The organism is Bifidobacterium sp. wkB338, assembly GCF_003688325.1.
Taxonomy (GTDB): domain Bacteria; phylum Actinomycetota; class Actinomycetes; order Actinomycetales; family Bifidobacteriaceae; genus Bombiscardovia; species Bombiscardovia polysaccharolytica.
On the sequence record NZ_NPOR01000047.1, the window covers coordinates 1 to 11,424 of the forward strand.

At 52.9% G+C, this 11,424-nt stretch carries 13 protein-coding genes; 11 read left to right on the top strand and 2 right to left on the bottom strand.

Features of this window, described 5'->3' with window-relative positions; translation table 11 throughout:
• Window positions 1-501 precede the first annotated feature (501 nt).
• The gene (locus CI603_RS08490) at window positions 502-1,230 is read right to left on the bottom strand and encodes an SdpI family protein (protein ID WP_121913790.1); all 729 of its coding nucleotides are present in this window, start codon (window positions 1,228-1,230) and stop codon (window positions 502-504) included.
• Between the two features lie 10 nt (window positions 1,231-1,240).
• Window positions 1,241-1,579 carry a metalloregulator ArsR/SmtB family transcription factor gene (locus CI603_RS08495; RefSeq protein WP_121913791.1) on the bottom strand — a complete coding sequence of 113 codons (339 nt, stop codon included), beginning with the start codon at window positions 1,577-1,579 and terminating at the stop codon, window positions 1,241-1,243.
• 284 nt (window positions 1,580-1,863) lie between these two features.
• On the opposite strand from CI603_RS08495, the gene CI603_RS08500 reads away from it, so the two are divergent.
• From CI603_RS08500 to CI603_RS08550, 11 genes are all read left to right on the top strand, one after another.
• Window positions 1,864-2,538, top strand: a complete 675-nt coding sequence (locus tag CI603_RS08500) for an HAD family phosphatase (protein ID WP_121913792.1) — start codon at window positions 1,864-1,866, stop codon at window positions 2,536-2,538.
• Between the two features lie 120 nt (window positions 2,539-2,658).
• A complete protein-coding gene (locus CI603_RS08505; protein ID WP_183122305.1) occupies window positions 2,659-3,282 on the top strand; it encodes an endonuclease III domain-containing protein in 624 nt (207 codons plus the stop codon).
• A gap of 306 nt (window positions 3,283-3,588) precedes the next feature.
• On the top strand, window positions 3,589-4,629 hold the full coding sequence (locus tag CI603_RS08510) for a zinc-dependent alcohol dehydrogenase family protein (protein ID WP_121913794.1): 1,041 nt from the start codon (window positions 3,589-3,591) through the stop codon (window positions 4,627-4,629).
• A gap of 314 nt (window positions 4,630-4,943) precedes the next feature.
• The gene (locus tag CI603_RS08515; RefSeq protein WP_229281689.1) at window positions 4,944-5,675 is read left to right on the top strand and encodes an ABC transporter ATP-binding protein; all 732 of its coding nucleotides are present in this window, start codon (window positions 4,944-4,946) and stop codon (window positions 5,673-5,675) included.
• A complete protein-coding gene (locus tag CI603_RS08520; RefSeq protein WP_147438306.1) occupies window positions 5,672-7,096 on the top strand; it encodes a hypothetical protein in 1,425 nt (474 codons plus the stop codon). The genes CI603_RS08515 and CI603_RS08520 overlap by 4 nt, the downstream gene beginning before the upstream one ends.
• A gap of 312 nt (window positions 7,097-7,408) precedes the next feature.
• On the top strand, window positions 7,409-7,942 hold the full coding sequence (locus CI603_RS08525; protein ID WP_121913797.1) for a ClbS/DfsB family four-helix bundle protein: 534 nt from the start codon (window positions 7,409-7,411) through the stop codon (window positions 7,940-7,942).
• A gap of 210 nt (window positions 7,943-8,152) precedes the next feature.
• Window positions 8,153-8,749 carry an RNA polymerase sigma factor gene (locus tag CI603_RS08530; protein WP_121913798.1) on the top strand — a complete coding sequence of 199 codons (597 nt, stop codon included), beginning with the start codon at window positions 8,153-8,155 and terminating at the stop codon, window positions 8,747-8,749.
• A 14-nt stretch (window positions 8,750-8,763) separates the two neighbouring features.
• Window positions 8,764-9,609 (top strand): hypothetical protein, encoded by an 846-nt coding sequence (locus CI603_RS08535; protein ID WP_121913799.1) that lies wholly within the window; start codon window positions 8,764-8,766, stop codon window positions 9,607-9,609.
• A gap of 107 nt (window positions 9,610-9,716) precedes the next feature.
• On the top strand, window positions 9,717-10,334 hold the full coding sequence (locus CI603_RS08540) for a hypothetical protein (protein WP_121913800.1): 618 nt from the start codon (window positions 9,717-9,719) through the stop codon (window positions 10,332-10,334).
• Window positions 10,331-11,089: a murein hydrolase transporter LrgB gene (locus CI603_RS08545; RefSeq protein ID WP_121913801.1), complete on the top strand. Its 759-nt coding sequence runs from the start codon at window positions 10,331-10,333 to the stop codon at window positions 11,087-11,089. The genes CI603_RS08540 and CI603_RS08545 overlap by 4 nt, the downstream gene beginning before the upstream one ends.
• A gap of 31 nt (window positions 11,090-11,120) precedes the next feature.
• On the top strand, window positions 11,121-11,424 hold a 304-nt coding region (locus CI603_RS08550), incomplete at its 3' end, for an ATP-binding cassette domain-containing protein (protein ID WP_121913802.1).

The following is an 11,424-nucleotide window of genomic DNA, read 5'->3' on the forward strand; positions in this document are numbered from 1 at the left end:
TCGAACGATGGCGTATATGAATTCCTTAATTTAAGCAAGACTATAGATTGGTAATAGGACGTACGAACTTCCCTGAAATCTAAACTGACTAAATAGCGCAACGAATTTTATAGCGTGCACGCAGAAGATCGCCTAGTGTGTAGCCGGTCGTTATAGGGGTAATTAGATGAGAAAGGTGATGTGAAAGCTCTTACATCTCCAACAATCCCCCGATAGAAGTACACTGCTTTCGTCCTCATTTCGAATGCATTCAACCTTGTTGCCATGAAATACAGGGTTTGTGCGGTGTCTGTTATTACAGTTTCAATGGTGAGAACAGATTGCCTGTTCAGACTGTTGCAGCTTGGCTCGTGAAATGATGCTGATGATGAAGGACCGTATTGGTAGGTACTTGATTTGATCTAAATCAGCTTTGAGTCCTTCAACGAACTCAGGAAGTTCTTACTTGTATCCTGATCTGTCATTTACAGCCTCTTTTAGCTCACGCATTGCATACAGGAACTAATGGCGGTAGACAGGTCCTCCCTGTCCGGCATACTTTCTGCCCGCGTATGACCCATAGGCAAGCATGAGTACAAGGACGATTGCCAGAGCGGTTCCACAGGTCCAATAGAGCCTGACTCCGCCATAAGCCAGGGCAGCCAGGATCATGACCACGCCCAGAATCATGGAGAGCGCCCCGCCAAATTGCTGACAGCGGCGCCAAGCCTCGCGGCTGGAGTAGGCACCTGGCACTCGAAAACCGCTGATGCCGTTGGGTCTGATTTTAGGAGCAAGATTGCCGATGACTATTAGAATCAGACCGGTCAATAGCATGGCGACTTTATCGATGCCGAAATCCGTCGGCCACCAGTCCCAATGAGGATCGGCAGCGGCTATGGAGAACGTATCTATAACAGCGAAAACAATCTGCATGCCTAGCCCACCCAGCAGAAAAACGGTCAAAGTATTTCCCGCTTCATCACCACGTTTAATCAAATATGCGCGCAGGACGAGCATGAGGATGGTCCAAATCAGCGCAATGACAAGACAGAAGCAGGGCATCCAAACCAGCTCCTGGGGAGAGCCCCAGCGATCCACCTGGTTCTGTGCGTTCCAATGAAGCGGGACCTTTTCATTTGGCAGACGATTGACCACTAAGCAGCTTACGCCCAGCATGATCATCCCCGGCAACCACTGAGCCACGACCAGGGTCGGGACGAACCGACCCGCTTTGCCGCCATCAGCCATGAGAATCTCCTTAGGACTCTGAAACCGCCGCCGAACCAGTTTCCGTGCTTGCAGTCTGCGGCTCGGACAGACTTCTCTTGTCGCTGGCGCTTGTCCGCAGACGGTAGAGCCATTGAATTGTGCTGTCCAGCACGCTCAGATTGAGTTCATAGATGACCCTGGTGCCCTGCTTGTGGCCGACAATCAGGTCTGCTTCTTTCAACTTCCTCAGATGATAGGACAGCTTGGATGGCGTCATTCCCAGCTTTTCGGCCAGACGTCCGGCCTCCATGCCGCCCTGCTCCAAAAGATCCAGCACACGACGACGCAGAGGATCAGCCAGAGCCGCTGTTGTTTCCTGAATAGCCATAAGACTCCTTTTTCGATGATTTTCTCTAGTATTTGCATGCTAACATTGTTTCAACCAATATTGTATATATTCTTCAACTTTTATGTGCTTTTCGCTCGCTGAGCGCAAAATAATTGACAATCGCTGAGATTAATAGCTTGCATGGCAATATTAAACTGTTGAACATACCTACTTTTCTGAAGCCAAGGCTGATCGGGGAGAACATTGGCTCAAATCCAGTTAGCCAGACCTGATCCGAGATCATGCTACTATGAATAACTTCGGCGAATAGGAGAATTTGCGGCATGGGCGAAAATGGAATAAAAGTCAACATTGGCAAGGCCGCCATCTTCGATCTCGACGGTACACTTCTGGATTCCATGGGAGTCTGGAAGGAAATCGACCGCCGATTCTTCGCTCGTCGCAACATCCCCATGCCGGACGATTACGCATCTGCAGTGGCCTCCATGCAGACCGGTGCCATCGCCAGATACACCATCGACCGCTTCCACCTTGACGAGCGCCCAGAAGATCTTGTGGAGGAATGGAACGAGGACGCGCTCCTGCTCTACGCCACAGCTGTACAACCCAAGCCACATGCACTCGATTACCTGCAAGCACTAAAAGCCAGCGGTGCCGCCCTGGCTGTGGCAACCAGCCTCCCTCCGCGCCTGCGACGGGCTGCTCTGAAGCACGCTGGGATGACCGATTGTTTCGACCAGGTCTGCAGCGTGGATGATGCCAAAAGCATTGGCAAGGAGGAACCGGAAATCTACCTGTTGGCTTCGCGGATGCTGGGCGTACCACCTGACCATTGCACAGTGTTCGAGGATCTTCTGGTCGCCGTCGATTCCGCCAAGCGCGCTGGGATGAAGGTTTGGGCCATGTACGACCAGTCTTCGGCCAAGGATTGGGATGCCATTCGCTCTGAGGCCAATGGCGCTATCACTGACTTTGCCCAGGCGCCTGCCATTCTCTGACTCGCTCCGCACCGGCTGGAGCCAGCTGTTACCATGAAAAGCGTCAAGTAATCTGGTGGAGGCGTTATGGGCAATTCAGGCAGGATAAATGCCGGTTGCTCAAGGTGGCTGTATTCGCGTTTGCTCGCTCGTCTGGGATTGCAGAATTGGTGGCCGGCAGAGACCGACTTCGAAATGATGATCGGAGCGGTGCTGGTCCAACATACAGCCTGGGGAAACGCGGCCATGTCCATCGAGCAGCTGCGCAAGGCCAACCTGCTCAACCCCTGCAACATGGCCGACGTCGACCTGGCAAGACTGACGAGCTTAATCAGATCAAGCGGCTTTATGAAGGCCAAGGCACGCACCTGCAAAGCCCTGGCTCAGTGGCTGCTGGCTCATGGCATCCGCACGGCCGATGTGGAAGACTGCGCGGATGAAGGTCTGCGTGACGACCTGCTCACCATTGCCGGGGTTGGCCGCGAGACGGCGGATGTCATACGGCTTTATGCCTTCGGCCAGCGTTGCTTTATCTGGGACGCCTATGCACGCCGGATGTTGGACGGTCTGGGGTGGGCCTCCTTGCGGTCATACCAGGAGGGCGAAGAGTACGAGGCGGATTTTATCCGGGTTGATCAATGGCCACTGAACGATCTGCGTGAATATCACGGGCTGATTGTCCAAGCAGGTAAAAACCATCGCAACCCCCAGGCCTACGTTGCCTTCCTTACGGAACTTGGCAGCTCACAAAGCCCCTCCAAATGAGTTGAATCGTTGAGGTTTGGCCTATGACGTGCATGCAAGGATGCATACGATTTATCACAAGACGTATGACGATACCTCAATACGCCACCTCTACATAGCAACCCTTATACGGCACCCTTATACAGCACCTATATATAGCTGTATCTTATGACCGTATTCCCGTGTGACAATCTTGTCCGCACCTCTGTGAATCGCGCACAATAAGGATTTGACTTGACTTCGAGCGGATTGAACTCCGTAGACTATGTTTCATCCGCATACTTGGCAGGCGAATACGCCAGGTAGTGAAGAATGGGGAGCAAGAGCATGAAGGCAGCAAAGTTTGTAAAGCCGGGCCGCATCGAGCTGGAGGAATCACCGATGCCGACCATCAAAAAGCCTAAAGATGCCGTGATTCGGATCGTCCGGGCCTGCGTGTGCGGATCCGATCTGTGGTGGTACCGGGGGATTTCCTCAATGTCCTCAGGCAGTCACGTAGGGCACGAAGCCATTGGCTTGGTTGAAAATGTGGGCTCGGATGTCTCTCATGTCAAACCTGGTGACTTCGTCATCGCTCCCTTCACCCATGGCTGCGGGCACTGCGCAGCCTGCAGGGCTGGATTCGACGGTGACTGTCTTGATCCGGACAGGCGGGGGAGCGGCGGCTACCAGAGCGAGTATCTACGATTCACCAACGCGGATTGGGCGCTGGTGCGAATTCCAGGCCAACCTGAGGATTATAGCGACGACATGCTTGACTCTCTGCTAACCCTCTCCGATGTGATGGCCACCGGTTATCATGCAGCCGCAACAGCCCAGGTCAAAGAAGGCGACACAGTCGTTGTCATGGGCGATGGAGCGGTGGGTCTGTGCGGAGTCATAGCAGCCAAGCTGCGTGGGGCCGAACGCATCATCGCCATGAGCCGGCATGAGGACCGCCAGAGGTTGGCGCGTGAATTCGGGGCCACTGACATCGTGGCTGAACGCGGCGACGCTGCTGTGGAGCAGGTCATGGCTCTCACCGACGGAGCCGGAGCCGATGCAGTCCTGGAATGCGTGGGCACCGAACTGTCCACCGACACTGCTGTCAGAGCAGCCCGGCCCGGCGCAGTAGTCGGCAGAGTCGGCGTACCGCAGCAGGCTACCATGGACACCTCTCAGCTGTTCTGGCGCAATGTCGGTCTGCGAGGCGGCACGGCCGCAGTCACCACATATGACAGGCATCTGTTGCTTGACCAGGTGCTCAAGGGCAGCATCCAGCCAGGCAAGGTCTTCACCAAGCGCTTTGCCTTGGATCACATCCAGGAGGCCTATGAGGCCATGGACCAGCGCACCGCCATCAAATCCCTACTGCTTGTTAGCGAATGAGGCTGCAGCAGTAATCAGCTGATCCCCGCCGCTACTGACTTTGCCAGTGGCGGCGCGTAAGCATGGCTGATCGAGCATGCCTCTTATTTCGAAAAATCAGGGTCGAATCAGGGATAATTCAGGGTAACTCATGGTATTTCATCCCTTCTTTCGCTGATATCAATGGAAGTGACTGATGACGACAAGGATGACCGTCATACAGGGGCAAGCGACGAACGAGGGCACATGACATCTGCGAGGCGAATCAGCATTACTGAGCGTAGATACCTCGGTCTGGAAGGTCGTCGATGATCATCCAAGTGAAAGATGCAACCATGAATAACCCCAACGTAAGCGAAAGCAGAGGCCCGACACCCACGATTGAAGCTACGGGGCTGTCCATGGTGGTCTCCCCGCGCCGCGGCGATTCACTGACCATTCTCAATGACATCTCATTCACTGCCTATCCGGGGGAGATGACCGGCATCATCGGGCCGTCAGGCAGCGGCAAATCAACTCTGCTGTACTGCCTGGCTGGGCTGGAGAAGGCCACTAGCGGCACTGTGCTTCTGCTGGGCAAGGACATAACCCGTCTGGGGCTGTCGGCCATGACCAAGTTCAGACGCCAGCATCTAGGCTTTGTATTCCAGTCCTACAACCTGATCACCAGCATGACAGTCGAACAGAATCTGGCTCTGCCATTCACCCTTCGCGGATCCCGCTTTCCCAGAAAGACGGCGGATTCACTCTTGAAGTACTTTGGCTTGATCGATCAGAAAAAGCAAAGCGTCACCCTGCTGTCAGGCGGCGAGCAGCAACGTGTTGCCCTGGCCCGCGTCCTGTTATCCGACGCAGACGTGGTATTCGCGGACGAGCCGACTGGCGCCCTGGATCAGGAATCCGGAGAAAAGGTCATATCGGTGCTGAAGGAACTCGCCAACCACGAGAAGAAAACCATCATACTGGTGACGCATAGCAATGAAGTGGCAGGTCAGTGCGATCGGTTGTTTGCCGTGCGCGATGGCCGAATCAGCCAGTCATTCTCTGCGAAAGCGCCCATGGCATGAGAGGCGCTCTGTCCGAACTCAAAGCAGCGCCCATGGTCTGGAGCGCCGTCTTGCTGGCCATGGTCGTATCCCAGACTGTCATCTGCTCCCTCATCGCGATCGCCACGATCATTGATCAGGACTATCAGGGCCCGGAGCAGGTACTTGGATCCACATACACTGGTCCCGCCTTGGCATTCAGCGTGATCATCACCATAGCTGTGCTGCTATGGGTCATGAATTCAGCACTGAATCAACGCCGGCATCAACTGGCGCTCATGGTTTTGCAAGGCGCTCTGCCTTGGCAACTGCTGGCCTGGAATCTGCTGATAGTCATGGGATTATTCATCCTGTCCATTGCAGCCACCTGCCTTTTGCTGCCGGTGATTACGCCCTTGACCTTCGCCATGGTGACAAATCCATTTGATTTGCATTTGACCTATGCCGGCAGCCACCTGTTCGATTCGCTAGGCAAAGGCCTCGCTTTCAGCGCTGCGCCCATCTTCATAAGCACCTTGTTGACTATCCGTTCGCTCTCGAAAATACGACCAATGGAAGCCCTCAGGCAATCCCAGGACCCTCCAAAGCGGATAGGCGTCTTCCGCTTCCTCCTGGGAATCGTATGCTTGATTGGTGCTGGCTGCATGTTGCTGATTCCAGCTTTTGCACTTGCAACTAACCCTCGTGCCAGTCAGATGAGCAGCGATGCCGCTCCAGATCGGATGACGGTATTTCTCGCCTTCGCTATGGGCGGCATGTTCCTCCTGATATTCTCGCTGGCAGCTTTCGCGCCATACCTCCTGCCCGGCTTCACGGCGATATGGACGCGTATTGTGGCGTTGCCATCCAGAACCTGGAGGCTGGCAGGCCAGCAGGCTGTCGGCAGCATACAGCGCCAGGGAGCGGCGATCATCCCGATGACTGCAGGTCTGTCATTGCTGATGACCGTCGGCGGAGGGTTGAGCACGATGATCACCACCATGCAAGTCGCTTTGCCCTCCACACCAGACAGCACTGCTCCGGCGACCGCAGACATGTTTGCGAGTCTCCTGGCGCTCACTGGACCGCCACTGATCATCGCGATAACAGGTGCAATTGCAGGCACCTTGATTACTTCCAAAGGCAGAGGGCTTGATCTGGCGCTGACCTACGTATCAGGTGCTGGAATCGGCCAGCTCAGAGTATTGGGCGCACTTGACGGCATCATCACTATGATTACCAGCACACTGTTCTCCCTGGTCATCACCTTGCTCTGCACCTCATCCCTGACCTTCATGCTCTCACGCTTTATGGGCAAAGCACAGATGAGCGTGCAATGGGGCGCTTGGATCGTAGTGGTGCTCATCGCATCCCTGCTTGGTGCCGCAGCCACAGGTATCCAAGCCCTGACCACCAAGTTCGAGAACTCTGTCAGTGTCATATCTCATGCCATCGGCGAGTAATAAAGCCTCGCCGCATACACGCGAATACATATTGGAGCCACAGCAAGCCTGCCGACCTCTGTCATTCCTCCATGTCTCTTGTTAAATAAATTAAGTCGGTATATGCAACGCTCGGCTTGATGAATTCAATTGGTAGGTGCAACTGTGGGCACTTGATGGCTTTCCACCAATACAGGTAAACACAGGAGTATGCGACGATTTCCTACACGCGAGCATTTGCAAGGCTCATATAGGGTACAGTCAATGACAAACCGTGACAGGTGACGATGAACCAGTCAAACCTTGTCAACAACAGACAAATGGAGGACCGTCATGGCGCGACCGACCACCAAGGAAGAACTCATCAAGGCGGCTGATGACGGCTTCGACAAAATCATGGCGCTGCTTGAGCCGCTAACACCCGAAGAACGCAATGGCCGCTTTTCCTTCGACCTGAGCAAGGAGAAGGGGGCCCATTGGGCACGCGACAGGAACATCAAGGATGTGCTCGTCCATCTCTACGAGTGGCATCAGCTGCTGTTGAATTGGGTGGAGGACAACCAGCAGGGCAGTACCCACGACTTTCTTCCTGAGGGCTACAACTGGCGTAATTACGGCGAGATGAATGTGAAGCTGCGGGACAAACATGATGACACCACCTACGATCAGGCCTTGAACCTGTTCGTCGAATCCCATAAGAGGGTCATGGCCCTGGCGCAATCGTTCACCAACGAACAGATGTTCACCAAGGGCGCCCTTCCATGGACCGGAAACTCTACCTTGGGCTCTGCCTTCATCTCTTCGACCTCCAGCCATTACGACTGGGCCCTGAAGAAGATACGGAAGTACTTGAAAGGATGCAAATAAGCGCTAGGACACCTGAAAAGAGCCGGCTTCACTCACAGACAGTAATGGGTTGCCCTGCGACTTTGCGACTAAATTCACAGGATGGGCGACCCTAAAAGCGACATCCCAACATATTCGTAATAGCAATGGAGCATAACCGCGATAACCGCTTGCATAACAGTATGCAGGACGATATCTAGGATGTAGACAACATAGAGAAGGACATCATCAGTGAAACGATCTCGCATTGATCCAGATGCTGATGATATAAGGCTGATCAAGATGGTGGCTGACGGAAATGAATCGGCCTTTGAAGCACTTTACAATAAGTATGCTCATACCGTCCAAGCCTTTATTTCCCTGCGAATATCCGACGATGAGGATGCCAGTGAAGTTTTTACTGACACATGGCTGGGCTGCTGGCGTTCCTCAAAAACCTTCCGTGCAGACAGCAAGGTGCTTACCTGGATACTCAGCATTGCCCGGCGGCAAATTTATATGAAACGTCGCAAACTGAAACTACCTGACCAAATGGATCAGGTGGAACTTGACTCGATAACCGATGATCAGCTGGAGCCTGTAGAACTGGTCAATAAGGATTTGGCGATGGAAATAATACGGCAAAGGATTGATGCACTCCCGGCAGAAATGGCATATACGGTAACCCTGGCTTGGCTTCACGAGTTACCCTACCCGGAAATAGCCTCCCTGCTCGACGTTCCGGTTGGGACTGTGAAGTCTCGCATTGCCCGGGCAAGGCAGATCCTGCGCCCGCAGTTGACCGACCTCGCTCCAGTCAAACCCCATAAACTGCAGAGCCAGAGATAATTGAAGGGTTGATTATGGCAGACCAATATAAGAGCACAAGCCCAGACAGCACAGGCCCAGTCACCGAAGAATACCGGGGTGAAGTTCAAGAGGCGCTTAGGGAAAAAGAGCAGAATGCACAGCCGGCAGTTCCAGCTTTTACTAGCGTAATGAAGGCCATCCGCCAGAAGCCGTCGCTGGCAACGGATCCAGCAATACCATTCATGCGTCGAGTGCGTTCCTGTGGCCCACTTGTTCTGGCACAATTCCGCCTCATACCGCGATATATCTTACTGGTGGAAATTGCGATAGCAGCGTGCTCCGTTTTAATTAGCAACCTTATGCAAGGTGCACGTTACGGCAGTCTCGGTATGCATATCTTTTCAAATATACTCATGCTCAACATGGCACTGACCATGATCCTGGTCTTTTCCATTAAAGATGATCGTGAATTAATGCTCAGTATGCCCCTGGGACCTCAAGTTGTGGTAGCTTCTAGGCTATTGCTGGCCTTTATCTCCAATATTGTCGTCGGGGGAGTAGCCTTATTGATTGTCACTGCAATCAACCCTGGAATAAGGCCCCTGCCAGTTATTGCCCAAACGATAGCCCCCATAACACTCCTGGCGAATATCGTGGCCCTCTTATGCATATGGCAATGCTCTTGGATTGCACTGCTCCTAGGGGTACTTGCACCACTATTGAGAACTTTGCAGAACTTTAGGTCATCATTTTTCCTACCGGCATGGGTCAATTCGATACCCACTACAACCGCAGCCTGGGCAGGGACCATCCTGCTGACAGTGGCACTCCTATCTGCTGTTATCCTTACAGCCCCTCTTGCCTGGCATACTCAACTCGCCGGTGGAGATAAAAATTAATGAACTTTTCCATCCTCTCTCGCTACTAACTAAGCAGACAGGACGAGCAGCGAGCAATGTCTGGCGGCAGCCGAGGCCAAAACCAGATATGAGGAAGGTGGACGAGGTTGGCTTTCGTAGGTATACAGCTCAAGAGGCTTTATAGGCTGGTATTACTGCCATTCATACTGACCGCAGGTATTCTTCTTGCAGGCTTCGTACTGGAGGGCATCTGGTCATCGAGCCGCATACGGCCACTTATGATGGTTCTTACTCAGGTGCCAGTAATTGCTGCTGGCCTATCTACAGCTTTTGTGCTCAATGGTGACCCAATCGTTGAACTTACTGAGTCAACTTCAACTGGATGGCGGAAAGTTCAAGTGACCAGTCTGCTTATCATTACCGGAGCATTTCTTGCTGCCGCGGGCCTTCTTTTTATCGGCTTGCATATGATGCGACTTTGGCCACGTGACATGGGATGGGTGAGCATCATTACCCCGGTTGGCAGTATATTCATTGTCAACTGTCTGGTTTTCCTTATAGCCGTACTCACCACGTCTATGCCAACATCGTCGCTGGCTTCCATAGCTATTTGGCTATTTTTATGTTTTATATGGGATCCATACATAACCGATCCGGTCCGGCAACGACTCATTCCATTGTTTATTGCAGCAGCAGGCGCAATCTTCGGATGGAACATGTGCGGTGATGCGGAGCGCAATGTTCTAAAGGTGGCAGCCCTATGAGGATACTGAGCCTTGTACGCATCACGCTACTGATGTTTTATCGGCGCAAAGCCTTGTGGATAGCCAGCATACCGCTGGCGCTCTTCGCCCTCTTTTTAGCCTATGCTTCTCCTATGTCACCTGGATTCAGCAACACAGATGGTCTTGTCTTTACCGGACAGGTTCTTGCTATGTTCACCCCCTTGGCATACGCAGCATCTTTTAGCGACCTTATGACTGCTGGCAGGCGAACAGGTATGGACGAACTTGAATCCACCTCCCCCTTGCCGATGGCTGCCATTCGCTCAGCTCATGTCTTGGGAGCCTGGGTCATCTGCATATCATCTTCCCTGCTTTTCCTTGTATTGATCGCGGTCCACCAAGCCATTAACGGCAACGGTAAGGCAATACTTGTGGCCCTGGCAGTAGCATTTGTCATACTCGCGCCATCAATACTGATCGCTATGGGAATATCCGCCCTGCTAGGAACCCTGTTGCCCACGATCGTAGCCCGAATTCTTGCCGTCCTGGTATGGGCTTGGCTGGCTTTCTATACCCCCCTCTTACCACTTCCAACACTCAATGGTGGCCCGCTGGCAGTCATTGGTGATCCCATTGCCCAAGGATGGTTCCATACAGATCCTATGTACGTACCGGCGAATGGCCCCTTTACCGTCCAATCGGGAGTCATATCCCTGCTCTGGCAGGTGTGTATTATCTTCCTTCTTTTCACTGGTGCAAACATAGCCTCCAACCACATAAAAGCTCGGGTCTGACTATCCACTGACTTTGAAAGGAATTACTCACATGTTTATCTCTATTGACCATCTGACCAAGGATTTTCGAGGGAGACCGGCCGCTTTGAACGATCTGACCGTTGATCTTCCACAAGGCATGATAGGGCTCATAGGACCAAATGGTGCCGGCAAAACAACCCTCATGCGTATTCTCACCGGAATAATCAAACCGACTAAAGGTAAAGTTTTTATTGATGGGCAAGACCTGTCTTCGCCGGCCAATAGGCGAAATTTAAAACGACACCTAGGTTATCTGCCTCAGCACATCCTCCCGTACGACAACCTGACGCCACTTGAATTCCTTGATTATATTG

Coding starts and splice junctions, on each gene's coding strand:
- CI603_RS08525 (WP_121913797.1), top strand. CDS start 7,409: ATGGCGCGACCGACCACCAAGGAAGAACTCATCAAGGCGGCTGATGAC.
- CI603_RS08495 (WP_121913791.1), bottom strand. CDS start 1,579: ATGGCTATTCAGGAAACAACAGCGGCTCTGGCTGATCCTCTGCGTCGT.
- CI603_RS08535 (WP_121913799.1), top strand. CDS start 8,764: ATGGCAGACCAATATAAGAGCACAAGCCCAGACAGCACAGGCCCAGTC.
- CI603_RS08545 (WP_121913801.1), top strand. CDS start 10,331: ATGAGGATACTGAGCCTTGTACGCATCACGCTACTGATGTTTTATCGG.
- CI603_RS08500 (WP_121913792.1), top strand. CDS start 1,864: ATGGGCGAAAATGGAATAAAAGTCAACATTGGCAAGGCCGCCATCTTC.
- CI603_RS08515 (WP_229281689.1), top strand. CDS start 4,944: ATGAATAACCCCAACGTAAGCGAAAGCAGAGGCCCGACACCCACGATT.
- CI603_RS08490 (WP_121913790.1), bottom strand. CDS start 1,230: ATGGCTGATGGCGGCAAAGCGGGTCGGTTCGTCCCGACCCTGGTCGTG.
- CI603_RS08520 (WP_147438306.1), top strand. CDS start 5,672: ATGAGAGGCGCTCTGTCCGAACTCAAAGCAGCGCCCATGGTCTGGAGC.
- CI603_RS08510 (WP_121913794.1), top strand. CDS start 3,589: ATGAAGGCAGCAAAGTTTGTAAAGCCGGGCCGCATCGAGCTGGAGGAA.